The sequence below is a fragment of the Pseudomonas citrullilanati genome (genome assembly GCF_030580855.1).
GTDB classification, from domain to species: domain Bacteria; phylum Pseudomonadota; class Gammaproteobacteria; order Pseudomonadales; family Pseudomonadaceae; genus Aquipseudomonas; species Aquipseudomonas citrulli.
Map to the genome: position 1 here is coordinate 107,528 of NZ_JAUQOP010000006.1, position 23,926 is coordinate 131,453.

A 23,926-nucleotide genomic window follows, 5' to 3' on the forward strand; every position below is an offset into this window, starting at 1 on the left:
CGTTCAGTTCCTGATGGCCCAAAAATTCAGTTCAAGCTCGGAAAAATCACCGGAGACATGGAATGCAAAACCGGCAGAGCGTTTCAGTTGCGCCAGGTCTTCGGTGCTGGGTTCGAGGATGAAATAGGTTTTGTTGACGTGGAACGCAATCTGCCGTGGCGCTACAGGCAGGGGGCGGAGCTTGATGCCTGGCAGATGCAGGTTGACCAGCTGGCGGATGCGCTCCACCGAACCGACCTTGAGGTGCGAAGGCAATCGCTGACGCAACTCGTCGCTGTCGCAGTTGGCGCTTGCCGCCAGTACGAACGAGGCCGAGTCCAGCAGCGAAAGATCCTGCACCGGCGACACCGTGATTCCGTATTGACGCGCCTGCATCTGCAATTCGATTGCATGCTGTTCGAGCACCATCGACAACGCCTGGCGGATCGCCTGCATCAGGCTTCGAAAGCACCCACCCTGGTTGCTGTGTTGATAGCGGTTATTGAGCGCAGGGCGTTTGCTGTCGCTGGAAAATGTCGCCAGGTCGCCCAGCAGCGCCAGCAACGTCCGATACAGTGCTTCCGGGTGCACTTGCTCCAGATCCAGGTAATGGCGTAGCAACAGTTCGCTGCGGTTGATCAGTTGCAGCATCATGAAATCACCCACTTGGGCGCCGCCCGCTTTGCCATTGGCGCCTATTCGCTCGGCGAGGCTGTCGCCCCGATGGGCGAGCATGCCGAGGACCTCCTTCAGGCAAGACAGCAGGTAGGGGGATGAAGCGGCCTGGAGGAAGGTCGGCACGAAGCCCGGATCGAGCCTGATGACACCGTCGGCCGTGGTATCGAGTACCTCACACAGCTTGAGCTTCACGAACGCGTCATCACTCTGTTGGTCTCCCAACAACAAACGCAGGTCCGGACGGCCACAGCTGACTTGGCTCGTACCGACTTCTCCAGCATTGGAGTCGGCCACTTGTGCGTCGTAGAGGGTATAGCGCGCCAGCACGTCGTACTGCTCCGGGCGACGGGACTCGACGTGATTGCCCGTCACCAAGGGCAAGGCAAGGTAGATCGGCGTATTGCGCGTGTTGGAGGGTATTTCCAGGGCCAGTGGCTCGGCGTTACCGCCCAGTTCGAACAGGCTGCCATCGGGCAGGATCCCACTGGCGTGGCTGACCACCAATTGACCCATGTTAAGAAACTGCAGATCAATTTCCAGGCCCAGGAATCCCCACGCATAACGGCTCAACAGGCGGGTACGGACCTTCAACTGGTGATCGAAATAACGGTCGTTGTGTTGCAAGTGTTGCGGGCGCAGGAGCATACCTTCCTGCCAGATGACTTTATCGTGATTCATCGGTCATCCACCTTGCCCCTGGCAATCCCGTCCTGTGTGAGGGTCAGGCTCGCTTCGGTCAACTGCGCCGGAGCAACCGCCAAGGTGTAGCGCCATCGCGTGTGCGGCAGGTCCCGGTACGCCGCGAGCATGCCCAGGTAACGGCCATCGCCGGTAAGCCCCAGCCTGAGCTCGACGCTGTCACCCGGACGCAATTCCAATTCTTCACTGGCCACCAGATCCGTCGACAGGGTGTCCTTCGCGCGCTCATAGAGGCTGAAGAAGTCTGCGTTCTCGAATGCAACCGGGTGCCTGAGTTCAAACAGGCGCACCACCACAGGCGACGGCCGCCCATGGAGATCGGGATTGAGCTGGTCACTCGCGGCCAGCGTGAGATGGAGTTTGGTCATCGTCGAGAATGGCGACCAGGCGGCGCAACCGCTCAACCCAAGCGTCATGAGGAAAGCTACAAGGGGCTTGAAAAAAAGCACTGTGAAACGAGGCATGGTCGTCATCCGTGGCGATCGATAGATGGAGGGAGAATCAGGCGAGCCTGTTCTTCATAAGCCTGGGCCGTTTGCTTGAACCATCGCGCAGCTGTGAGCGCCAGGGATTCGCGGGCTGCCGGGTCCAGGTCATCGAGTTCCACGCCCAACGCGCCGCCGAAGCGCGCCCAGAAGCCTTCATCGGGGTGTTGGGTGGCGGGGGATCGCTTGAACGCGGTACCGGCCTCGGCCAGCTCCGGCAACAACAGGTTTTCCCCAGCGAGAAGGGCATGGTCCAGGCTTGCGAAGCCTGTGCGTGTTCGGGCGGCAGGCTCTATCAGCCGATCAATGTCCAGGCAGGCGCGTTCCTGTTGATCCAGGGCTTTGAGTGGGTCCAGATCCAGAAAGGCATCGTCGGGGATAAGGCGTTCACCCGACATCGGGTGGTCTGCTTCGGCAATGCTGCGCGCAGGTCCGCCGACCAGATGCGCCAGGACCTCGATCCCGCCCATGAGGTAGGCGCTCGCATCCCTGATCCGCGTCGGCTGGCCTTTGGGCAGGGCCAGGCCGCTGTCGCGATCGATCGTACCGTTGGCACTGATATCGGTCAGGTAAAACGCGCCCTCGCGAAAGCTCACCACTGCATGGCGCTTGGACACCAGGCGCTGGCGATCGGGAATGATCCAGTCGCAGTCCTCGCCTCGCCCGATGGCACCGCCCGCCGGGCCGAACACTTTCCGGCATTGCCGCACGGCGCCCGACTGCCCGGGGTCCGGCATCTCGAAAACAAGTTCCATCTATCAACGCTCCTGGGGGTCATTTGCCACGGGTGATCGCCTGCGGATCTCCCAGCGGGCGATAACCGCTGTCGTTGAATTTGTAATTGCCATTGCAACCGACCAGGCTGCATGACACGACGCAGGACAACAGGACTGCGGGCCAGGAAAAAACAGGCATGGAAATGGCTCCAGAGGCGAATGGGCGACGCGGCAAGAAATACGTCGAGACAGGGGTGGGGTCAGTCATCGAAATCACTGCGCTGGATGTTCAGGCGTTCAAGTCGGTAGAGCAGTGTGCGCAGCGGCAGGCCCAGTTCGCGGGCGGTGCGGGCCTTATTGCCGCCAGATTCGCGCAAGCCATCGATCAAAAGATTTCGTTCGATCTGCTTCATGCGTTCTCGCAGGCTTACGCGGCCGCGTTCGACTGGGCTCTCGATGCGCAATCCGAAGTGCTCGACGAGCAACTCGCTGCCTTCGCACAACAACACGGCCCTTTCCACGACACTTTTGAGCTCGCGTACGTTTCCCGGGAAACCGTAGGCAGCCAGATGATCAAGCGCCGCATCCGACCAGCTCAGCGGATCGCGCCGCAAAAGCGCACAGGCCTTGTCGGCGAAATGCCGCGCCAGCTCGATGACGTCCCCGTCGCGCTGTCGCAGTGAAGGCAACTGGATCGGAAACTGCGCCAGCCGGTAATACAAGTCCTCGCGAAACTTGCCCTCCTTCATCAGTTGCTTCAGGTCGCGATGGGTCGCGGCAATGATCCGCACGTCGACGTTGTGGGTTTCATTGGCGCCCAATGGGCGAATTTCACCTTCCTGCAACACCCGCAGCAGCTTTGCCTGGAGGGACAGTGGCATGTCGCCGATTTCATCGAGCAACAACGTGCCCCCGTTGGCGGCGTCGAACAGCCCGGCACGGTCACGATCGGCTCCGGTAAAAGCGCCCTTGCGATAACCGAAAAGCTCACTTTCCAACAGGTTCTCCGGCACCGCTGCGCAGTTCTGCACGACAAGCGCCTTGGTCCGGCGCTGGCTGGCGTCATGGATGGCGCGGGCCACCACCTCCTTGCCGGTGCCGGTCTCACCCCGCAACAAAATGGTGAATGGGCTGTGCACGACCTTGCTGATCATCGAGCAGGTCTTGCGCATCGCGGCACTCTTGCCGATCAGGCCGTAGTCGTTGGCGCTTGGCAGGCTCGGGTTGATGGATGGGGGCGCGTCGACAGGCCGGTGCAGGCGCTGCAACAGGCGCAGTTGGCCGAGCGCAAACGTTCCGAGATGGCCCAGGGATTGCGCAAACCCCTGGAGGTCGAGGCGCTGGTCGCTGGCACACAGCAATAAACCTTCGGCGGTCCCTTGGGGGCTGACGAGGGGTAGGCCGAGCATGGATTGCCACGCTGTCGCCCGGTCCGGCAGAAATCCGGTTGCATGGAGGCTGTCGCTCAACGTATCGAGGCATACGACGCGGTTCTGGCGCAGCACAAATTGCAGAAGTGGCTCATCGTTGTAGCGGGAAGGAAGGTCCGCGCGATCACGGAACTGCACATGACCTTCCAGGCATTCGGTGTTCAGCTCCAGATGAGTACGGGTGGCATCGAGCAAATACAACTGGACGAGTTCACACCCGCTGAGTCGAGCAGCACCCTGGATGAAACTTCCCACCAGCGCAGGCCCGTCTTCCAGGCGCGAAAGGCTGGAGAACTGCATTAGAAGTGCCTGGGCATAGGCAAGCGGTTGCGGAACACCCTCGAACATTGCACTCATCTCGGGTGAACGCCCACGCCACGCTGGCCTCGCCGCTGGGCATCACGTGCACATGCCGCCGGTTCGTCGAGTTGCTGAAGATCTGCCTCGTTCATGTCATCCATTCCTAGTGAGTTTTACTGCCGAGGATCACCACGCCGTCCGCGCGTTCGTGCCCCAGCCAACTGGTCCATCCCAGGCGACAACGGTTCTGCTCGCCAATGCGCAGGGCGCGTATTTCCTGCTGGCGCAGTACCAGGCGAATGTCATATTCGATAGGGTCGCGCAGGGTGAATCGCACCAATGAGCACAGCGGTCGATACCCGGTGCCGATGGGCAGGAATTCGTGGAAGCGTTGCCAATCCAGCTCGCGGATATGAATACGGAATTTGCCGCTGCGGTCGCGCACCCGCTGACCCAGCACCAAGTCTTCGCTCAACAGGCTATTGGCGCTTCCCAGTCGATTGCGCTGCTCGTCGAGGATCTCTACACGGCGCTCGACGCATTGCTCCAGGATCAATTCGGCGTGCTTGAAGTAATAACGCAGCACGGCTTCGATCAGCGCCGCCGAGTGAGCACGCAGGCTCAACAGGCCCAGATACGGCAACAGGCGCTTCCAGTTCAGCTGGCTGGCCTTGCGAATTTCTTCGCCACCCAGCCCGATCAGCGCAAACAGTTGCTCGGAAAACGGGTCGCGGGCACCGCCCTGGAAGCTTGCGCAGTACCGGTACTTGCGCCAGATCGGCAGCATCAGTCGTTGAAGACGATGGTGGAACAGGTCGAGGAAATGACGAGTCAAATTGTCGTTCTCTTCCCCCACGGCTTGCTCGCTATAGAACGCCGGAAGTGGCGAACCTGCCCCCACCAGGCAGATAAGATTCAAGCGCAGGCGTGCACGCAGGTTTCCATGCTCTTGGAAGAACTCCACGCGATCGATATCGCTGGCCGGAAAACCCAGGCTTGGATTGGCCTGGAACTCCAGTTGATCGTAAAGCGCCTCATCATCCAGGCCGGGGTGGGCCTCACGCAGCCGATCCAAGACCTGTAGCACAGCCTGGAACAGCGAATATTCGCGTATACCCCGTGTCAGCAAGCTCATAGAAGCGGCTGTTGGCCCATGCGGGGTAACCATTGGTACACCTCTCCCTGTGTGCTGTTCACCCGTAGCTCGTGATACGAATTGAGGCTGGCATAAAGCGCGAAGAACTCGTTGAGGACCGAAGCGAAGACAAATAGATCGCCTTCGCCGATGTAACCTTGTGGGTCGACGGTCAATTCGGTACGCAAGCCTCGAACCGGCAGCCCCCGATGCAGCCGATCGACCGGCTGGTGCCGGATTGACTTGAGGCTGTCGAGCAAGCGCTGGCTGACCTTCTCGGTTCGCTCGTCGTGGTAACGCGGAAAATCGTAGCTTTCGAGGATCACCTTGAGTGCATTGACGTCCGCCAGCGACAGGTAGTTGAGTGACATGTTGCTGATCAACTTCCACAGGAAATCGCCATTGAGTGGCGGCGCGAAGCTTGGCGTAACGGGGCCGATATTGCGGAAGCCCAGCGATTCCGGGGTTTTTTCACCGGGTTGATCGATGTCCCCGGGCTTGAGTTGGCGTGGCAGGTCCTGGTTGGTGCACGTCAGTTCGATCGACAGCGTTTCATAGGGCCGGGCGTGTTGCAGACCAAAGGCCAGGCGGGTATCGAGGCCGCTATTGAACAACGAAGGACGTTGCCGGACGCTGTAGTACGGACGGCTGTCAGGGACGTCGAAACTGCAATCGTGCTCAAACGACTCGAACGGTACGTAGGCCTGATACCCCAGGCCGCCGGGGCGCCAGCCAATGACGCTCTCGACCGAATAGACCGAGCAGTGCTCCAGGTCGTAATTGGCCGGCAGCAACGGATACTCGTCCTGTTTGCCATCCAGGCGAATCGGCTGGGCGTCATGCTTGAACAGGTTGACGATGGGGGTGCAGTAAAGCTTTACGTTATCCAGCGTGGGCCGCATCCGCTCGACGCCGCTTTTGCGGATATCGAAACGCAGGTCCAGACCACGCACTTGTTTCAGGCGCTCCAACGGCAAGGTATTGATCACGTCCAGGCCGTTGACGTCGACGAACAGAAACTTGTCCTGGAAAGCGAAATATTCCTGCAGGTAGCGATAGCCGCGGAAGGTATTCAGCGGGTAGGGGATCAGCGCTTCCTCTTCGGCAAATCCCACCGGCTGGACACGCTCAGCCGGAATCCTGAACGACATCGGATTGCCATCTGCCGCGCTGAAGGATGCTCCGTCACCGTCCAACGGGATCAACTCGATGCCTTCAAGATGACGTAGCAGGCTGAGGTAGAGCATCTGGCTGAGATAGCGCTCGCCCGTGAAATGCAGGCGCAAGCGGCTTAGCTGCACTTCCCCCAAATGGCCGTCGCAAGGCATTTCCAAGCGCAGGTTCAGCCATGACCCGACGCCCTTCACCGAATAACTCAATCCGGTAAGGTCCAGCGCCAGGACATCGGTTGGGTAGCACGTCCGGAAATGGCATCGCACACCCTGGATCGGCTTGCTTTCAACTGGCGTGTCGCGCTCTACCCGCAGGACAGGCCCGGACCGCGGCAACGGATCGAATTGCAAGATGCTGAAGGCTGGCAAGGGCCTCATGTAGTTCGGCCACAACAGTTGCATCAGTGAATGGCTCAACTCCGGCAACTGGTCATCGAGCTTCTCGCGAAGCCGCCCGGTCAAGAAGGCAAAGCCCTCCAGCAGCCGCTCCACATCCGGATCCTGTCCAGCCTGTCCCAGAAAAGGAGCCAACGCCGGATTTCGATCGGCAAAACGCCGACCCAGTTGACGGAGCGCCGTCAGCTCGGCCTGGTAATAATGGTTGAACGCCATGTGTCGCTATCCTTGTCTGACCTTGACCCGACCGCTGCCATCCAGGCATGCGAAGAAACTGACCTGCCGCTTGAGCCCCTTGACGTCCAGCAAGCCGTCGATGCTGAAGGACAATCTGAGCGGGTCGGCAGGATCCTGTATGCAAGTGACGCAAACATTGTCGAGGCGAGGTTCGTACGCCTCGATGAAGGCTTCAATCGCATTGCGAACCTGGTTTTTTGCGTCATGCAGGCTCAAACACATGTCATTGAGGTCCGGCAGTCCGTAGTCGGCTAGCGTCCGCACGCTGCCCGCGCGGACGCTGAGCATCCTGGCCAGATGGGCGGCCACGGATGCCAAGATGCAAGCCTCGACACCCAGACCGCTGCGCATCCGGGTTTCGCCGGCCAGACGCTCGAAAAGACTGCCGTAGGCCATGTCCGCGCTTACGCCTTGTCCAGCTTGCCAACCAGCGACAGGGTGAAATCAGCGCCCATGTATTTGAAGTGCGGGCGCACGTTCAGGCTGACGCGATACCAGCCCGGTTCGCCTTCCACATCGCTGACAACGATCTTCGCCGCGCGCAATGGACGACGGCCACGGACCTCCGCGCTCGGATTTTCCTGGTCAGCCACATACTGGCGAATCCAATTGTTGAGCTCACGCTCCAGATCCATGCGTTCTTTCCACGATCCCAACTGCTCTCGCTGCAGGACCTTCAGGTAATGGGCAAGACGATTGATGACCATCATGTAGGGCAGCTGGGTGCCCAATTTGTAATTCAGCTCGGCCTGCTTGTCCTCGGCGCTGGTGCCGAAGAGCTTGGGCTTCTGGACGGAATTGGCAGAGAAGAACGCGGCGTTATCGCTGCCCTTGCGCATGGTGAGGGAAATGAAGCCCTCTTCGGCCAATTCGTATTCGCGCCGGTCGGAAACCAGGACTTCGGTCGGTATCTTGGTTTCGATCTCACCCATGCTTGCGAAATGATGCAAAGGCAGATCCTCAACCACACCGCCGCTCTGTGGGCCAACGATGTTGGGGCACCAGCGAAATCTGGCGAAGCTGTCGGTCAGGCGTGAGCCGAACGCGTATGCGGTGTTACCCCACAAGTAGTGCTCGTGGCTGTTGGCAACAGTCTCCTTGTACACAAACGACCTGACCGGGTTCTCCTCCGGGTCATAGGGGGGGCGCAACAGGAAGCGCGGTACCGTCAGGCCGATGTAGCGTGCATCTTCCGACTGGCGAAAACTTTGCCATTTGGCAAACTGCGGGCCTTCGAAGTGATCTTTCAGGTCCTTGAGGTCCGGCAGGCCAGTGAAGCTGTCCAGGCCGAAGAATCTGGGACCGGCAGCGGCGATGAATGGCGCGTGGGACATGCAGGCGACACTGGATACGTATTGCATGAGCTTCACGTCCGGCGGGCTTGGCGACATGAAATAGTTGGCGATGATTGCCCCTACGGGCTGCCCGCCGAACTGGCCGTACTCGGCGGTGTAGATATGTTTGTACAGGCCGGATTGCATGACCTCCGGCGAATCTTCGAAGTCGTCCAACAGATCGCTCTTGGAGACGTTGAGCATTTCAATCTTGATGTTCTCGCGGAAATTGGTGCGCTCCACCAGCAGCTGGAGTCCGCGCCAGGAGGACTCCAGGGCTTGGAAATCCGGGTTGTGCAGAATCTCATCCATCTGACGACCCAGCTTGGCGTCGATCTCGGCGATCATGCGATCAACCATGGCTTTCTTGACCGGCTCGCCGCTGTTGTGCGGTTTGAGCAGCTCCTCGATGAACGCAGAGACACCGCGCTTGGCGATCTCGTAGGCCTCGTCGTCCGCAGACAAGTGGGTTTCAGCGATGATGCTGTCGAGAAGGCTGTACTCGCCCGCTTCAATATTTTTTTGTTGCGCTACGCTTCTGCTCACGGGGTTAGTCTCCTTGGCCAATGGGATCGACTTCCAGGCCCAACTCGCCCAGTACGCGAGTACGAGACTCGTCGACGGCGAGCACGCCTTCAATCGCTTTTCGGAATGCCGGTGCGTTACCCAGGGGACCTTTGAGGGCCACCAGCGCGTCGCGCAACTCCATGAGTTTCTTGAGCTCAGGCACTTGCTCGACCAGGCTGGCCGGATTGAAGTCTTTCATCGAATTAACGCTCAGTTGCACGACTAGCGCTTCTGCCTCGCTTTCTTCCCGCAGGCGATTCGGTACGCTCAGTGTCAGTTTCAACTCTTGCTTGGCCAGTACGTCATCGAACGTCATCTTGTCGATGCTGATCGGCTTGCGATCCTCAACCTTGCGCTCGTCCTTACGGTGGGTGTAATCACCGATCGCTACCAGTTTCAGCGGTAGCTCGATCTGTTCCTGAGCCCCACCGGTCGCAGGCTTGAACGTAATGTTGATACGCTCCTTGGGAGCTATAGAGCCGTCTTTGGCCATGGTTTTTTCCTTGAGATTTCTTGACCCGCAGGCCTATTCAATGACCCGCTCCAGGTCGAGGTGACACAATCTGCGATAGGTCTCTTCCCTGCACTCACGTACGGCATGGTTCTGAGGTAGAAGCTCACAGCAGTTATGCAGTTGGTGCAGTACCTGAAGCCCGAGATCGGGCTCCCAACTATTCAAGTCCGCGCGTTGCAGACCCTGATCAAGTGCTTCGAGCTGGATCTTGGCGAGCTCGTATTTCTTGGCCGATATACACAGGCGGGCCATCGCGAACTGCCAGAGAAAGCGCTCACGGGCGCCCAGGGCGCCTTGCATGCCCTGCCGGAGTGACTGGACGGCTGGCCTGAGCCCGTCCTCATGCAGAATCGACCGAGCTTCTTCAAGTGCGAGCTCCCACGGCGCATCACTGTTGACGGTATCGACGCTGATTGGGGCGCTGGAGCACTGCAGGTGAGGCATGACATGCGCAGCAATCCAGGCACGGGTAGCCGGGTCGGCAAACGGCGCGCCGTCATGCCAGCGCAGTTCCAATACACCCGGAAAACGCTGGATGAACTGCGCAAAATGGACTTCCACTTCCCGCATGGCCTGGTCGGCGTTCAACCCTTGCAGACATTCCCAGGCGAGCCTTTGCCCATCGAACCAGAACGGCGCCTTGGCCAGGCTGGCTTCGACTTGCACGAGCAGGTCCGCGTATCGACCCTGCAGGAAGGAATCCTGATAGGTCTTGAGCCTGTCCATCGGCAACCCACGCAACTGGGTAACCTGTTCTGCATTCCGTTCAGGCATTACATCGATCCCCAGCCAGAGCAGGGCCCGATTCAGCCGCAGGGCACGAATGTCGGTAGCATTTTGCTTGAGCCACCAGGCACACAATGATCGAGCGCCTTCCTGCTGGACGCGTAGGGTCCTGTGTGCGTCTTTTTCGTTTTCAATGGCAGCCTCGGTGTTGAGCAGCTGGGCAGCCGTCTGTTTCACCTGGGCAACTGCCGCGTGGATGACGCCGAGTTGCGGCGGGTGCTCGCTGGCACGCTGGATCATGTGTTCGATTCGTCGACAAAGCGGCAACAGCAAGGGCGCCTCGTCGCCCATGTGAGCGCTGAAAACCCCATCGAGGCCCTCCACTTGAGCCCCCAGACGACGGAATAAAGGCAATTGATCCTTGACCGCGACGTGGTCGCCCAGCACCTGATCCAGGCGCGTGACCAGCCAGTTGACACTGGCAGCGCGTGTTCGAGACTTGGCTGGATGAATCTCGGCCCAATGGTCTTTGCATAGGTGATGCAAGAGGCAAAGACCGGCCAGCAACCCTTGGAAAGACTCGCGCTGATACAGCGCCCAGGTTAGCCAGACGGCTACGCGCACATCCTTCGACTGAAGGCGCAACAGCGATTCGCTCTGTTCGAGAACCTTCAACCAATCCACCTGATCATGTTCGTACATCGATCGGGACTTGATCAGCTCGCTTTCCAGGGACTCGAACTCATTGGAAAAGCGCACGTCCGCGCCCGCAAAACTGTCCTTGGAGACAGGAGACTTGGCGAGGGCCAGGTAATGGGCGGTGAGTTTCCCCGAGTACGACATTCTCGATTCTTTCGGATGAATTCAGTTATGGCCTGAGTGTTCAGGGTCATTTGATCAGCGCGTGGACAAGCGTTCGATAATGGCAATAGAGCGACCACTATCCAGCGAGCTTGCTCCGTCCAAGCGCCGTAGAGAATGCCAAGGATCAATCCATAAAAAAGTAGGAAATTTCGCTTTTTCTCGGAGTCAAGTGGACATTGAAGTTGCAAAACGGGGTTTTAACGTTTGCTCGATATGTCCGATATATTTTTTTGCCTCGGGTCAACCAAAAAACAACTTAAAGCATTACACGAATTAACAAGATCTCAGCTTCTGAGAAATTTCTTACATATAATTCCTTTTTTTAATTTTCAGCGATTTTTGTCCCTCAAGACTGCTTCAATGTCCTTAGGAGCCACCGCACAGCCAAGGACGAATCGATGCCTCACGCCCATGCCCATTCAACATTTGGAATCGCTGTCACCGGACTTGAACATGATTTTCAGGTCCTCGCGTTCAAAGGTCATGAAGCCATCAGCCAGCCCTACTCATTCGAAGTTGAACTCGTCAGCGAGCGTAAAAGCCCGGACTTGGAAAAGCTGCTTCACAGGCAGGCATTTCTTACATTCGACAAACTAGCCAGGCAAACATGCGGGGTGCATGGGCTTATCTACAGCGTCGTGCTGGGCGACCCTGTCAAGCGCCTGACTCATTACAAGATAAGACTGGTCCCACAACTGGCCTACTTGGCGCACCGCACTAATCAACGCATTTTCCAACACCTCAGCGTTCCGCAAATCATCACGTCAATTCTCAAGGATCATGGCATTCTTGCTGACGCCCACCACTTTCACCTGGGGGAAAGCTATGGGCCTCGCGACTATTGCGTTCAGTACCGAGAGTCGGACTTGCACTTCATCGAGCGCCTCTGCCAGGAAGAAGGCCTGCATTACCATTTCCGACACACTGAGTCGGGTCACCATCTGGTATTTGGCGATGACCAGACCGTATTTCCTCGGCTCGACCACCCGAGTGTCTACAAACAGTGCGACGGTATGGTCGCCGATGAGCCAGTCATTCGAAGGTTTGGCTTGAGGCTGGAAACCCGGACCACCCAAGTCAGGCGTCGAGAATACGATTTCGAAAAGGCCACCTTCCTCCTGGAAAAAACCTGGCGGGCAGACGACGAAAACGACCACCCGAATTTGGAGGACTACGATTATCCCGGCGATTTCAGCCATGGAAAACGTGAACGGCTGCTGAGGCGAAACCTGGAGCGCCATCGCGCCGATTACCGACAGGCTGAAGGCCAGGGTAATCAGTCAACGCTGAGGGCGGGGCACTTCCTGACGTTGAACGAACACCCTCGTCGGGAATGGAATGACCTCTGGCTGCTGACGGAGGTCCATCACGAGGGCAAGCAACCGCAGGTGTTGGAAGAGGGCGCCGGGAGCACCCCACACATCGCGCCAGGAGCACTGGATCAGGGTTACCACAATCGCTTTGCTGCTACCCCCTGGGACATGATCTTTCGTGCGCCACGGGTCCGTCAAAAGCCACGCATGGCGGGTAGTCAGACGGCGGTCGTCACTGGCCCCAAGGGCGAAGAGATCCACTGCGACCAATACGGCCGGGTCAAGGTCAGGTTTTTCTGGGATCGCGCGGGCCGTCCGGATGACGGCACCAGTTGCTGGTTGCGAGTCGCGTCCAATTGGGCCGGTAACGGCTACGGCATCGTGACGATTCCAAGGGTGGGCATGGAAGTGTTGGTGACCTTCCTGGAAGGCGACCCCGACAAACCGTTGATCAGTGGATGCCTGACCAACAGCGCCAACCCTTTGCCCTACCCCCTGCCCGAACTCAAGACTCGCACGGTGCTTCGCTCCAGCAGCTCGCCAGCAGGCGCGGGATTCAATGAGTTGCACCTGGAGGACCGGGCAGGACAGGAACTGATCTACTTGCGGGCCCAGCGTGACATGGAGCAGAAGATAGAACACGACAGCCGGTTGGAGGTGGGCAACGAGCGGCGGGAAATCGTCATGGGCAACAGCATCACGGTACTGCATGCCGAGGAACACCGGACCACGGCCGCTGACCGCAGGATCCAGGTGGAAGGGGATGACCACCTGCATGTCGCCAACCGCCATACCCGCGTCGACCAGGCATTGGTCGTCGAGGCCGGGCAGCAGGTGCATGTAAAGGCCGGCGCTCACCTGGTTCTGCAGGCAGGCACGACGTTGAGCTTGAACGCCGGGGGCCAACACATCGTTATCGGTCCTGGCGGTATCTACAGCAGCAGTGAAATCCGGATTGGCGGAGCGCCGCTGGTCGCTGCCGCAACATTCACGTCCGGCACAACGCCGCCACCGGCGGCGCCGATGGATTCGCCTCCATCGCTCGCCCCCACTCAGCGTGCCCTGATGAGTGTCAGTAAAGCCATGGGAGCGGACTTCTGCCCGATCTGCGAGGCCTGCCGCGAAGGAATTTGCGTTGCGGAGGCTGTCGCCGCATGACCCAGACCTGTCCCCATCGGTGGTTGACCGAGCACCAGCGCCTTGGCCACGGCTTGTGTCTCGTTCTGGACTCGGAAAATGAGCACCAGGTACGCCAGGCGTTTCTAAACAGCGGACGACCCGAGCAGTACCGAAGCGTCTACGGCCAGTCCGTGGTCGCAGACCTCAACGATATCGGCCCATTTGTCTTCGACCTCGATCAACCCGACGACCCGAACCTAGGCGAATTGCTGAAGCGGCCGGAAAGTCATTGGGGATGGCTCGCCAGCGTGCCCAAGGGAAGCCTCTCCAGCCTGGTCGAACATTGGCATGAACGAATGATTGTCGGGGTACGACCTCATCGGGCGTTGTATCGCTTCTACGACAATCGGGTATTGAGCCGCGCACTTGAACACTTGCCCGTTGAGGCCTACCCCGCCTATCTCGGACCGGCCATCAGCGTGTGTTACTGGCAGGGCTCGCGCTGGACGAACACGGATAACCCGGCCCCGGGTAAGTACCCGGTGCCAGGCTCACCCCATTGGCTAGGGGTACCTGTTCCCCGATCGCAAGCGAGGCAGACCCGCCGACTCAACGCCTGGCGCTTTCTCTTGGCCGAGCATCTCCAGGCCTACGCCGAACTCGCCGAACGACAGGCCCCCGATACATGGTTGCAGGCCGTCATCGACCAGGCAGAGGCATGGCGCTGGCAGTCGCCCTGGCAGTTGGCGTTCTTGCTGACTCAACGCCTGCGAGCACCCGATTCGATGCCGCAGTACTGGAACGCTCGCCCTGGCGAGAATCCCGACGAGCATTTTGATCGGGTGCGATCGATGGTGGACATTTGGCAAGAGGGCGCACCGTCATGAAGACCATCCTCCGGATGACGAGCCTGGGTTTGAACCTGGCGATTACGGCGGGCTGCATCTACAAGCCACCGGACACCTTCACGTTCACTGCCGACCTACCGCCGGACTTTGCCTATCAGGCCATCGCCGTATACGTCCCTGCCAAGGGACAAACCTGCACCGTACCCGGCGGGAGGAACACTGAGGTTGGATACAACCTGCACTGGCGCAAGCACTACCAGGCGGACTCGAAAATAGCCTTGTATCGAACGGTAAGCGGCTGCCGCTTGGTGATCCACAGGATCAAACTCGAAATCAACTCGGCCTATGGCGACGACTGGGGTGATATCAGCGGAGATGCCGCAATCGTTGCGATACGTGACGAGCTGGAGCCGCAATACAAAGGCATTTTCAGCGAAGCGGGCGAGAGTGTCTTTTATGGGCAATGCCAGTGGCTGTTCCGCACGGCAGGACCCAAGCGCCGCATCGTGAAAATCCTCGACTGCAAGGAAACCAATGCGCAAGGCGAGCTGCAAATTGGCCGCCCATTCTCTGCGTATACCCTGGATCAACTGCCGGGCAAGACGCTCAGGATGACGATCACGTTGGCGGAAGAAGAACGACCTTACATGCGCGACACCTGGGTAAAGGTTCCTAACGGCTGGAAACGCTGCCTGGGGAAGAGTTTTGAGGATCCATACGCATTTTGCTTGGGAAACCACAGGGATTTCAGTGGCTTCCAGATGCCGGATGGACAGAAGTGCACCCTCTATCCAGGGTGCAAGGAATAAGGAAGTCAACGATGACATCAATGCAATTAGAGCTGGAGTCCCGGCTGAGCCGGCGCATTCTTGGCTGTCCCGTGAGGGGAAAGTGGACCGGTTTTCAACTCGTCGATGAGTGGGGCTCTGGCGAGCCCTATGCCGGGTTGGCCTACGTCGCAATCGATTCGGAAGGGCAAAGACATACTGGCAGCCTGGATTCCAACGGCGCAGGTAGGGTCAATGACCACCACGCGGGGCCGGTTGCGCTAATGTTCGAGCAAAAATACCAGGGCCCGGAAGCACTCTACCTGGCGCTTCAAGGTAGGGATCACTACCCCTTGGAAATCACCGAACTCCAGGTTCGTGCCGAGCAAACCCGCTACATGAACGACAACGCCACCCGTACCCGTGAAAACCCGGCACAGGTCGGTGCGGACGATTTCTTTCAAGTAGAAGTACGCCACCTGGTCAAACACGCCGCCCACTTGCCTCCCGAGGTGCACCGTCATTATCCACCGCGTGGCGGCCCCGCACGGCTGCTGGGCGAGCATGGCAAGCTCGGTGTGGCCTTGATGCCGGAAAAGCACACGGTGTTGGAGGTGCGCCCGTTGCGAGCCCTGCGGCCCATGCTGTCGACGACGCCTGGATTCTGTGCGCTCAACCTGTATCAGCTGGCCCTCATGTCGACCTTGAGCTATTGCCCTTTCGGCCAGAAACCCGACCGCCCTCCGATAAGCACGCCAGTCAGCTTCGACCAGCAACCCAGCATCGGCAACTGGTTCGCGGATGCGTTGGCCAAATCCGAGGAGCTCTGGAAGCTCGACGCCAAGCAGCCAGGCCCCCGCTACTTCCCGTTGTACGAAGAGGTGCCCTACTCCAAACGCTTGGAAATCGTGCCGTTCGACACCACGCTCTATGCGGCCAACAACCCGAAATTGGGTGAAGAACAGGAACATCCTGCCAACGTCCACTTTCTGGATGACCGTACGCTCGGCACGGAATCGACTGATACCCAGGCGTTCATTACCCACCATGATGAAGTGATCCTGATTGCCGTACGCGGCACATCGGAAATGCTCGCCGACGGCCTGCGCGATGCCGATGCCCTCCAGGTGCCGTTTGAGGAAGGTGAAGGCCTGGTGCATCGCGGATTCTACGGGGCCGCCAAAAAAGCGGCGGCCTTCGTGACGACCTATCTGGACCGGTTTCACGCCGGGCAGCAGCTGTTGATCTGTGGCCATAGCCTGGGCGGCGCCGTCGCCCTGCTGCTTTCTGAAATGTTGCGTCGCCGGGCAGGCTTCAACTACAACATCCAGCTCTACACCTATGGCGCACCCCGTGCGGCTGATGCCACCTTCACAAAAAACGCCGAGTCCCTCGTGCACCACCGCATGGTCAACCACAACGACCCGATCCCCAGCGTTCCCGGCAGCTGGATGAACACCCGGGCTGGCGTTTATGGCACAGGGGCAGCACTGACCTTCATCAATGTACCGGTGGGGCTTTCAGTGTTCGTGGCGGGCATCACCCACTGGACAGGCGAGCGCTACGCGCACCATGGCACCTTGCGACATTTCCTGCCGGTGGAATTCGGCCGTCAGGAAAAGTCCTCGATCCTGTGGGCCCCCAGTTGCGACACCATCACCCAGCACGCCGCTTGCGAGGTGGCCCTACAGCATAAACACGGCTTGCCGGACCGCCCGTCGTTGCTGGCTCAACTGGTCAACACCGGCAATCATTTCATGCTCCCCGGCTATATTCCGGCGTGCTGGGCGACGTTGCGTCGCTGGCAGCAAGCGCTGGCGTCCGGGGACACCCTGGTTACCAAGCGCGAATATGAATGGGTAGCCAACGCATTGGCGCGGATTACCCACCAGCTACGCGACAAGACCCGTGTGATGGGGCGCGGGGCGCCCAACGGGCGTAGCCACACCGCCATCAACGAGGCGCTTGTCCTGGAGATCGACAAATTACGCAGTACCCATGCTCGCCTGGCGGCTTTACGTACCGCGTCGGTCAGCGAGAGAGACGTTTATGGCAGCTTGTCGGAGCGACCCGAACAACTGGCACAAGGCTTGGCCCGTTGGCAGGCGCATCCGCAGAATCGACTGGTGGTGCAGTGGGCAGCGACACCGACCGGGAAAGTCGAAAGCGATTGGGCGGACGTGACCCATGGCTATGCCATCGGCAAACCCTATGCGCTGGACGTCGATTCGATGATCTGACCGCAGGCATTCATCGACGGGCCTTGGCTACCCAAGCCCCCGTCGATGACAGCAGGTCCCCGAACTTACAGGGCAAACGGCAACTTCGTGTGAACAGCCTGCCGCTGGGCCAGGCGCTGCTGGAACTCCATCGGGTCGTGGATCAGCACGTCCTGCCCGGCGAAGGATTCGGCGGCGATCAAGCGCGACAGCCAGAACCGCACGCAGGCCACGCGCAGCAGGGTCGGCCACAGTTCGGCCTCGGCGGCGGTAAACGGCCGCAGTGCCGCATAGGCGCCCAGCAAGGCCCGGGCCCGTGCGCCGTCCAGCACGCCGTCGTCGTTCGAACACCAGTCGTTCAGGGCGATGGCGACGTCATACAGCATCGGCCCGGAGCAGGCGTTGTAGAAGTCGATCAAGCCGGTCAGGTGCGTGCCTTCGAACATCGCGTTGTCGCGGAACAGGTCGGCGTGGATGTTGGCGCGAGGCAGCGCCAGGATGCCGACCTTTTGCCGGGCGATTTCTTCCAGTGCCGCTTCCAGCAGCCCACGGGGCTCGGCGTCGAGGTGCGAGAGCAGTTTCGCGCCCTCCTCCTGCATCCAGTCCAGGCCGCGATCGGTCTTGCGCTTGATCATGTTGTCGCGGGTGGCCAGGTGCAGGTGCGCCAGCAATTCCCCGACTTGGGCGCAATGCTGGGCATTGGCCTGCTTGATGTGCTTGCCCGCCAGGCGCGGTTGCAGCAGCGCCGGCTTGCCCGCCAGTTCCCGCAGCGCGACGCCATCGGTGGTGCGCAGGGCATACGGCACCGGCAGGTCGGCATCGTGCAGCACGTCGAGCAGTTCGATGAAGAACGGCATTTCCTGCACCGGGCCGCGCTCGACCAGGGTCAGGACGAACTCGCCCCGCTCCAGGCTGATAAAGAAATTGGTGTTTTCGCTACCGGCGGCGATCCCCTGGAAATCAAGCAGGCGGCCGAGCCCGTAAGGGGCGAGAAAGGTTTCCAGCTCGGGCCGGGCCAAGGGGGTAAACACAGACATGGTTAAAAACTGCTCAGTTCTGGCGCCGCGTGGGCAGCGGCGTCGATTAAAGTTAGGAAAACTACTTCCACTCAAAGATCTTCCAGGACGGAATCAGCATGTCCGGCTGGTCCGAGCGGATGAAGTTTGCATCTGTCCCGTCGGCGCGCACCAGGAAATACGGCGGTGCACCTTTGGGCGTGACCTTGATCGCGTACAGGAAGCCGTTCTGGCGGTATTCCTGGATGACTTTGTCCCCTTCCGTGCGGATCGTGACTTCCGGCTCAGGCGTCGGGGCATCGTCCGCGGCCATGACGGCCAATGGAACGGTTGCAAACAAGCCAGCCAGTAACAGGCGATTGAGTGTGCGCATGATAACCTTGTCCCTTTGTCGTCAACGGTCCCGCTATTCTAGCCCCGGACCCACCGAAAAGGTTGATCGTACTCATGAGCCAAGCCCCCCTCGTCCTGGTGGACGGTTCTTCTTACCTGTACCGCGCCTTCCACGCGCTGCCACCGCTCACCACCTCCAAAGGCCTGCCGACCGGTGCGGTCAAGGGCGTGCTGAACATGCTCAAGAGCCTGCGCAAGCAGTATCCGGACAGCCCGTTCGCCGTGGTGTTCGACGCCAAGGGCGGGACTTTTCGCGATGCGCTGTACGCCGAATACAAGGCCAACCGCCCAAGCATGCCCGATGACATGCGCGTGCAGATCGAACCGCTGCACGCCAGCGTCAAGGCCCTGGGCTTCCCGCTGCTGTGCGTGGACAACGTCGAGGCCGATGATGTGATCGGCACCCTGGCCCGCAGCAGCGCGGCGGCCGACCGTCCGGTGGTGATCTCCACTGGCGACAAGGACATGGCGCAACTGGTCGACGGGCACATTACCTTGGTCAATACGATGACCGGTAGTGCGTTGGACGTGGCTGGCGTTAAGGAGAAATTTGGCGTCGCTCCGGAGCAGATCATCGATTACCTGGCGTTGATGGGCGATTCGTCCGACAACATCCCCGGCGTTCCGGGTATCGGGCCGAAAACCGCGTCCGGCCTGCTGGTGGGCGTCAACGGTGGCCTGACCGAGCTGTACGCGCAGCTGGACATCGTCGCCACCTTGCCGATCCGTGGCGCCAAGACCCTGGCCGCCAAGCTGGAGGAGCACAAGGAAATGGCCTTCCTGTCCTACGAGCTGGCGACCATCAAGACCGATGTGCCGCTGGACGTCGGCCTCGACGACCTGAAGATGGGCGAGCCGGACCACGAGCAGCTCGCCGAGCTCTACACGCTGCTGGAGTTCAAGAGCTGGTTCGAGGAAAACCAGCGTGACGCCAAGCGCGCCGGCCAGGAGATCGTCGAAGTCAACGACGAACAACCCGGCGCTGCCGAGGCCAAGTACGAGGTCATCCTCGAACAGGCGCAATTCGAGGCGTTGCTCGACAAGCTGAACAAGGCGCCGCTGTTCGCGTTCGTCACCGAAACCAACGGCGGCGATGCCCAGCATTCGCAGCTGGTCGGCCTATCGTTCGCCGTGGCCCCGTTTGAAGCCGCCTACATTCCGTTGACCCATTCCTACATGGGCGTGCCGGAGCAGTTGGACCGCGACACCGTGCTCAAGGCTCTCAAGCCGCTGCTGGAAAACCCGGACAAGCTCAAGGTCGGCCAACACGCCAAGTTCGAAACCAACATCCTGGCCAACTGCGCCATCGGCGGGGACCAGGACAACGGCATCTTCGTCCAGGGCATCGCCTTCGACACCATGCTCGAATCCTACGTGCTGGATTCCACGGCTACCCGTCACGACATGGACAGCCTGGCGCTCAAGTACCTGGGCCAGAGCAAGACCGATTTCCAGGACATCGCGGGCAAGGGCGTCAAGCAACTGAGCTTCGACCAGATCGCCCTGGAGCTGGCCGGCCCATACGCCGCCGAAGGTGCTGATGTGACCTTCCGCCTGCACCAGGCCTTGCAGGAAAAACTCGCCGCCACGCCGAGCCTGGGCAAGGTGTTGAACGAAATCGAAATGCCGCTGATGCCGGTCCTGGCACGCATCGAGCGCCAGGGTGCGTTGGTGGATGCCAACCTGCTGGGCGTGCAGAGCGTCGAGTTGGGCGAGAAGCTGGTGGCCCTGGAGCGTGAGGCGTTTGCCATCGCCGGCGAGGAATTCAACCTTGGTTCGCCGAAGCAATTGGGCGTGATTCTGTACGAAAAGCTCGGCTTGCCGGTGCTCAGCAAAACCGCCAAGGGCCAGGCGTCCACCGCCGAGGCGGTGCTCGCCGAACTGGCCGAGCAGGATTACCCGCTGCCCAAGGTGCTGATGCAATACCGTTCGTTGAGCAAGCTCAAGAGCACCTACACTGACCGCCTGCCGGAGCAGATCAACAGCCGCACGGGGCGCGTCCATACCAACTATCAGCAAGCCGTCGCCGCGACCGGGCGCCTGTCGTCCATCGACCCGAACCTGCAGAACATTCCGATCCGCACCGCCGAAGGCCGCCGGATTCGCCAGGCGTTCGTCGCACCCAAAGGCTACAAGCTGCTGGCGGCGGACTATTCGCAGATCGAACTACGGATCATGGCGCACCTGGCCAAGGACGAAGGCCTGCTCCACGCGTTCCGCAATGACCTGGATGTGCACCGGGCCACGGCCGCCGAGGTGTTCGGCGTCGAGCTGGACGCTGTCAGCCACGACCAGCGTCGCAGCGCCAAGGCGATCAACTTCGGCTTGATCTACGGCATGAGCGCGTTCGGTCTTGCCAAACAGATCGGCGTCGACCGCAAGCAGTCCCAGGCCTACATCGACCGCTACTTCGCCCGCTACCCCGGGGTGCTGCAATACATGGAGCGCACCCGTACCCAGGCCGCCGAGCAAGGTTTCGTCGAAACCATTTTCGGTCGCCGGTTGTACCTGCCGGACATCAATGCCAAGAACCCCGCCCTGCGCAAAGGCGCCGAGCGCACGGCGATCAACGCGCCGATGCAAGGCACCGCCGCCGATATCATCAAGAAAGCCATGGTGGCCGTGGACCGCTGGTTGTCGACTTCAGGGCTGGATGCCCGGGTCATCCTGCAGGTGCACGATGAATTGGTCCTGGAAGTGCGTGAAGACCTGGTCGACCAGGTCAGCACGGACATCCGCCAGCACATGAGCGCCGCTGCCACGCTGGATGTGCCGCTGCTGGTGGAAGTGGGCGTGGGTAACAATTGGGATGAGGCCCACTGAGGCATTGCCGGATAAGTGCGCGGACTTGTGGCGAGGGGATTTATCCCCGCTGGGTCGCGGAGCGGCCCCAAGACCTGTCATCCAGGTGCGTCAGGTTGATCTTATCCAGCCTTGTTGGGGCTGCTTTGCAGCCCAGCGGGGATAAATCCCCTCGCCACAAGGACTTCAGTGTCCTATAGGTAGGAAAGTGCTGGAAATTCCCTACGGATATTTCCAAAAATAATCTGAACTAAACCCGTGAATTGGCACTCAGAGATTTTGAATGGCTGGTGAAGCCCTTCAATGCTCCTATGTTGTGTTAAGTGTTGGCAGATATCTGGACCCCGCCCTAGCGGTCCGGAACTTGGACCCCGAACTTCCCCCTCCCCATACGAAGTCCGGGGTTTTTTTTGCCTGCGATTCGGCTTTATTCCGCCGCTTCGCTGCCCTTGTCCGCCAACGCCATCCAATCGGCCAGCACGGTGTAGGCCTCTTCCAGGCCCATGCGCTTGGGGGCCGAGAACAATTGGATGGTGACGGCATCGCCCCAGCCCTTGCGAATCTCGGACTGCACCTTGAGCAAGGTGTTCTTGGCCGCGCCGTAGGTGAGCTTGTCCGCCTTGGTCAGCAGGATGTGCATCGGCATGCCGCTGGCGACGGCCCAGTCGAGCATCAGCAGGTCGAAGTCGGTCATCGGATGGCGGATGTCCATCATCAGAATCAGGCCCTTCAGGCTCTCGCGACTGCCCAGGTAGGCTTCCAGGTGGCGTTGCCAGTGTTGCTTGAGCGGGATCGGCACCTTGGCGTAGCCGTAGCCGGGCAGGTCGACCAAACGGCGTTCATCGTCTAGCTTGAAGAAGTTCAAGAGCTGCGTGCGGCCGGGGGTTTTCGAGGTGCGTGCCAGGCTCGCATGGGTCAGGGTGTTCAGCGCGCTGGATTTGCCGGCGTTGGAACGCCCGGCAAACGCCACTTCGAAACCTTCGTCGTCAGGGCACTGATCGACTTTGGCGGCGCTGAGCATGAAGGTGGACTGTTGGCACAGGCCGAGGATGGGGTTCTTCAGTTGCATGGGATTTCCGATGTGAGCGGCGTCGGGAATGGACGCGGCAAGCTGTGTCGTTTCCGTTTCAGTGACGCCAGTATATAATGCCGCAGATTTTGTGTGCGCTTTGTCCCAGCGTAGGATGAAGCTCACGGGAGCGACCGACCGAAATTGCGCACTAGAACGCAGCTCGCTCCCAACCCTGAAAAGGTCGTTTTATGACGAAATGGCTGCTAGCTGCCGGTGTCTTGATGCCGCTTTACAGCGCTCAGGCTACACAGGATCCGGAAGCTGTGTACAACCGTGTTTGTGGTGCCTGTCATTCCGGCCAACTCCCCACAGCGCCTCGCAAGGGCGACCAGGAAGCTTGGACGCCGAGGTTGGCGAAAGGTATGGAGACGCTGGTGCAACACGTGACCCAGGGTTTCAAGGCGATGCCGCCGCGTGGTTTGTGCATGGACTGCAGTGCCGAGGATTACCGAGCAATCATCCAGTTGATGAGCGAGTGATCCCGGTCCATAACTCTTTAACCCTTAGCCGTAGTTGGATTAGCTGATGAACAAACTGATCGTGAGTCTGCTGTTGACCTTGGGGATGACCGGTGTAGCCCACGCCGCTGGCGATGCCGCTGCCGGTCAGGCGAAAGCGGCGGTATGCGGGGCCTGCCATGGTCCAGATGGCAATAGCATGGCGCCCAACTTTCCGAAACTGGCGGGCCAGGGCGAGCGTTACCTGAACAAGCAACTGCACGACATCAAGTCCGGCAAGCGCACGGTGCTGGAGATGACCGGCCTGCTGACCAACCTGAGCGACCAGGACCTGGCGGACATCGCGGCCTATTTCGCCAGCCAGAAAGGCAGCGTCGGCGCGGCGGATCCAAAACTCGTGGCCCGTGGCGAGAAGCTGTTCCGCGGCGGCGACCTGGAAAAAGGCCTGCCAGCCTGCACCGGCTGCCATTCGCCTAACGGTGCCGGCAACGCCGCTGCCGGTTTCCCACACCTGGGTGGCCAGCATGCCCAGTACGTTGCCAAGCAGCTGACCGATTTCCGCAAGGAAGAAGGCGGTCGCGCCAACGACGGCGACGCGATGACCATGCGCACCATCGCGCGCAAGCTCAGCGACGAAGATATCGCGGCTGTCGCCAGTTATATCCAGGGCCTGCACTGAGGTCCTCG

At 60.0% G+C, this 23,926-nt stretch carries 21 protein-coding genes; 7 read left to right on the forward strand and 14 right to left on the reverse strand.

The window, feature by feature from the left end; genetic code table 11:
* Nucleotides 1-3: 3 nt before the first annotated feature.
* From tssK to tssA, 11 genes are all read right to left on the reverse strand, one after another.
* Complete coding sequence (gene tssK / locus Q6A48_RS07005; protein WP_304552915.1) at nt 4-1,335, reverse strand: type VI secretion system baseplate subunit TssK; 1,332 nt, start codon at nt 1,333-1,335, stop codon at nt 4-6.
* Nucleotides 1,332-1,820: a type VI secretion system lipoprotein TssJ gene (gene tssJ, locus Q6A48_RS07010; protein WP_304552916.1), complete on the reverse strand. Its 489-nt coding sequence runs from the start codon at nt 1,818-1,820 to the stop codon at nt 1,332-1,334. The genes tssK and tssJ overlap by 4 nt, the downstream gene beginning before the upstream one ends.
* A 5-nt stretch (nt 1,821-1,825) precedes the next feature.
* Nucleotides 1,826-2,596 (reverse strand): type VI secretion system-associated FHA domain protein TagH, encoded by a 771-nt coding sequence (gene tagH, locus Q6A48_RS07015; protein ID WP_304552917.1) that lies wholly within the window; start codon nt 2,594-2,596, stop codon nt 1,826-1,828.
* 19 nt (nt 2,597-2,615) lie between these two features.
* A complete protein-coding gene (locus Q6A48_RS07020; RefSeq protein ID WP_304552919.1) occupies nt 2,616-2,756 on the reverse strand; it encodes a type VI secretion protein in 141 nt (46 codons plus the stop codon).
* Nucleotides 2,757-2,817: 61 nt separating this feature from the next.
* On the reverse strand, nt 2,818-4,335 hold the full coding sequence (locus Q6A48_RS07025) for a sigma-54 interaction domain-containing protein (RefSeq protein WP_304552920.1): 1,518 nt from the start codon (nt 4,333-4,335) through the stop codon (nt 2,818-2,820).
* A 115-nt stretch (nt 4,336-4,450) separates the two neighbouring features.
* Nucleotides 4,451-5,455: a type VI secretion system baseplate subunit TssG gene (tssG, locus tag Q6A48_RS07030; protein ID WP_304552922.1), complete on the reverse strand. Its 1,005-nt coding sequence runs from the start codon at nt 5,453-5,455 to the stop codon at nt 4,451-4,453.
* Nucleotides 5,419-7,206, reverse strand: coding sequence for a type VI secretion system baseplate subunit TssF (gene tssF, locus Q6A48_RS07035; protein ID WP_304552923.1), 1,788 nt, complete (start codon nt 7,204-7,206; stop codon nt 5,419-5,421). The genes tssG and tssF overlap by 37 nt, the downstream gene beginning before the upstream one ends.
* A gap of 6 nt (nt 7,207-7,212) precedes the next feature.
* A complete protein-coding gene (gene tssE / locus Q6A48_RS07040; RefSeq protein WP_304552926.1) occupies nt 7,213-7,623 on the reverse strand; it encodes a type VI secretion system baseplate subunit TssE in 411 nt (136 codons plus the stop codon).
* Between the two features lie 8 nt (nt 7,624-7,631).
* On the reverse strand, nt 7,632-9,107 hold the full coding sequence (gene tssC, locus Q6A48_RS07045) for a type VI secretion system contractile sheath large subunit (RefSeq protein WP_304553077.1): 1,476 nt from the start codon (nt 9,105-9,107) through the stop codon (nt 7,632-7,634).
* Between the two features lie 4 nt (nt 9,108-9,111).
* Complete coding sequence (gene tssB, locus Q6A48_RS07050) at nt 9,112-9,621, reverse strand: type VI secretion system contractile sheath small subunit (protein ID WP_304552928.1); 510 nt, start codon at nt 9,619-9,621, stop codon at nt 9,112-9,114.
* Between the two features lie 33 nt (nt 9,622-9,654).
* Entirely contained in the window at nt 9,655-11,211 is a 1,557-nt protein-coding gene (gene tssA / locus Q6A48_RS07055) for a type VI secretion system protein TssA (protein ID WP_304552930.1), read from the reverse strand.
* A gap of 419 nt (nt 11,212-11,630) precedes the next feature.
* Between tssA and Q6A48_RS07060 the strand changes: the two genes are divergently transcribed.
* The 4 genes from Q6A48_RS07060 to Q6A48_RS07075 are packed head-to-tail and all read left to right on the forward strand — an operon-like array spanning nt 11,631 to nt 17,519.
* Nucleotides 11,631-13,703 (forward strand): type VI secretion system Vgr family protein, encoded by a 2,073-nt coding sequence (locus Q6A48_RS07060; protein WP_304552932.1) that lies wholly within the window; start codon nt 11,631-11,633, stop codon nt 13,701-13,703.
* Complete coding sequence (locus Q6A48_RS07065) at nt 13,700-14,551, forward strand: DUF4123 domain-containing protein (protein WP_304552934.1); 852 nt, start codon at nt 13,700-13,702, stop codon at nt 14,549-14,551. The genes Q6A48_RS07060 and Q6A48_RS07065 overlap by 4 nt, the downstream gene beginning before the upstream one ends.
* On the forward strand, nt 14,548-15,321 hold the full coding sequence (locus Q6A48_RS07070; RefSeq protein ID WP_304552936.1) for a hypothetical protein: 774 nt from the start codon (nt 14,548-14,550) through the stop codon (nt 15,319-15,321). Before Q6A48_RS07065 ends, Q6A48_RS07070 begins: the two co-directional genes overlap by 4 nt.
* An 11-nt stretch (nt 15,322-15,332) precedes the next feature.
* Nucleotides 15,333-17,519, forward strand: a complete 2,187-nt coding sequence (locus tag Q6A48_RS07075; protein ID WP_304552938.1) for a lipase family protein — start codon at nt 15,333-15,335, stop codon at nt 17,517-17,519.
* Between the two features lie 65 nt (nt 17,520-17,584).
* On the opposite strand, the gene Q6A48_RS07080 is transcribed toward Q6A48_RS07075, so the two are convergent.
* Both Q6A48_RS07080 and Q6A48_RS07085 read right to left on the reverse strand, forming a co-directional pair.
* Nucleotides 17,585-18,535, reverse strand: coding sequence for a homoserine kinase (locus tag Q6A48_RS07080; protein ID WP_304552940.1), 951 nt, complete (start codon nt 18,533-18,535; stop codon nt 17,585-17,587).
* A 61-nt stretch (nt 18,536-18,596) separates the two neighbouring features.
* Nucleotides 18,597-18,887 (reverse strand): DUF2782 domain-containing protein, encoded by a 291-nt coding sequence (locus Q6A48_RS07085; protein ID WP_034149452.1) that lies wholly within the window; start codon nt 18,885-18,887, stop codon nt 18,597-18,599.
* Between the two features lie 74 nt (nt 18,888-18,961).
* Between Q6A48_RS07085 and polA the strand changes: the two genes are divergently transcribed.
* Nucleotides 18,962-21,730 carry a DNA polymerase I gene (polA, locus tag Q6A48_RS07090; RefSeq protein WP_304552947.1) on the forward strand — a complete coding sequence of 923 codons (2,769 nt, stop codon included), beginning with the start codon at nt 18,962-18,964 and terminating at the stop codon, nt 21,728-21,730.
* 406 nt (nt 21,731-22,136) lie between these two features.
* On the opposite strand, the gene yihA is transcribed toward polA, so the two are convergent.
* The gene (gene yihA, locus Q6A48_RS07095; protein WP_304552949.1) at nt 22,137-22,778 is read right to left on the reverse strand and encodes a ribosome biogenesis GTP-binding protein YihA/YsxC; all 642 of its coding nucleotides are present in this window, start codon (nt 22,776-22,778) and stop codon (nt 22,137-22,139) included.
* Between the two features lie 191 nt (nt 22,779-22,969).
* Between yihA and Q6A48_RS07100 the strand changes: the two genes are divergently transcribed.
* Complete coding sequence (locus Q6A48_RS07100) at nt 22,970-23,260, forward strand: c-type cytochrome (RefSeq protein WP_304552951.1); 291 nt, start codon at nt 22,970-22,972, stop codon at nt 23,258-23,260.
* A 46-nt stretch (nt 23,261-23,306) separates the two neighbouring features.
* Nucleotides 23,307-23,918: a c-type cytochrome gene (locus Q6A48_RS07105; RefSeq protein WP_304552952.1), complete on the forward strand. Its 612-nt coding sequence runs from the start codon at nt 23,307-23,309 to the stop codon at nt 23,916-23,918.
* Nucleotides 23,919-23,926 lie beyond the last annotated feature (8 nt).

Coding starts and splice junctions, on each gene's coding strand:
- tssK (WP_304552915.1), bottom strand. CDS start 1,335: ATGAATCACGATAAAGTCATCTGGCAGGAAGGTATGCTCCTGCGCCCG.
- tssJ (WP_304552916.1), bottom strand. CDS start 1,820: ATGCCTCGTTTCACAGTGCTTTTTTTCAAGCCCCTTGTAGCTTTCCTC.
- tagH (WP_304552917.1), bottom strand. CDS start 2,596: ATGGAACTTGTTTTCGAGATGCCGGACCCCGGGCAGTCGGGCGCCGTG.
- Q6A48_RS07020 (WP_304552919.1), bottom strand. CDS start 2,756: ATGCCTGTTTTTTCCTGGCCCGCAGTCCTGTTGTCCTGCGTCGTGTCA.
- Q6A48_RS07025 (WP_304552920.1), bottom strand. CDS start 4,335: ATGTTCGAGGGTGTTCCGCAACCGCTTGCCTATGCCCAGGCACTTCTA.
- tssG (WP_304552922.1), bottom strand. CDS start 5,455: ATGGTTACCCCGCATGGGCCAACAGCCGCTTCTATGAGCTTGCTGACA.
- tssF (WP_304552923.1), bottom strand. CDS start 7,206: ATGGCGTTCAACCATTATTACCAGGCCGAGCTGACGGCGCTCCGTCAA.
- tssE (WP_304552926.1), bottom strand. CDS start 7,623: ATGGCCTACGGCAGTCTTTTCGAGCGTCTGGCCGGCGAAACCCGGATG.
- tssB (WP_304552928.1), bottom strand. CDS start 9,621: ATGGCCAAAGACGGCTCTATAGCTCCCAAGGAGCGTATCAACATTACG.
- tssA (WP_304552930.1), bottom strand. CDS start 11,211: ATGTCGTACTCGGGGAAACTCACCGCCCATTACCTGGCCCTCGCCAAG.
- Q6A48_RS07060 (WP_304552932.1), top strand. CDS start 11,631: ATGCCTCACGCCCATGCCCATTCAACATTTGGAATCGCTGTCACCGGA.
- Q6A48_RS07065 (WP_304552934.1), top strand. CDS start 13,700: ATGACCCAGACCTGTCCCCATCGGTGGTTGACCGAGCACCAGCGCCTT.
- Q6A48_RS07070 (WP_304552936.1), top strand. CDS start 14,548: ATGAAGACCATCCTCCGGATGACGAGCCTGGGTTTGAACCTGGCGATT.
- Q6A48_RS07075 (WP_304552938.1), top strand. CDS start 15,333: ATGACATCAATGCAATTAGAGCTGGAGTCCCGGCTGAGCCGGCGCATT.
- Q6A48_RS07080 (WP_304552940.1), bottom strand. CDS start 18,535: ATGTCTGTGTTTACCCCCTTGGCCCGGCCCGAGCTGGAAACCTTTCTC.
- Q6A48_RS07085 (WP_034149452.1), bottom strand. CDS start 18,887: ATGCGCACACTCAATCGCCTGTTACTGGCTGGCTTGTTTGCAACCGTT.
- polA (WP_304552947.1), top strand. CDS start 18,962: ATGAGCCAAGCCCCCCTCGTCCTGGTGGACGGTTCTTCTTACCTGTAC.
- yihA (WP_304552949.1), bottom strand. CDS start 22,778: ATGCAACTGAAGAACCCCATCCTCGGCCTGTGCCAACAGTCCACCTTC.
- Q6A48_RS07100 (WP_304552951.1), top strand. CDS start 22,970: ATGACGAAATGGCTGCTAGCTGCCGGTGTCTTGATGCCGCTTTACAGC.
- Q6A48_RS07105 (WP_304552952.1), top strand. CDS start 23,307: ATGAACAAACTGATCGTGAGTCTGCTGTTGACCTTGGGGATGACCGGT.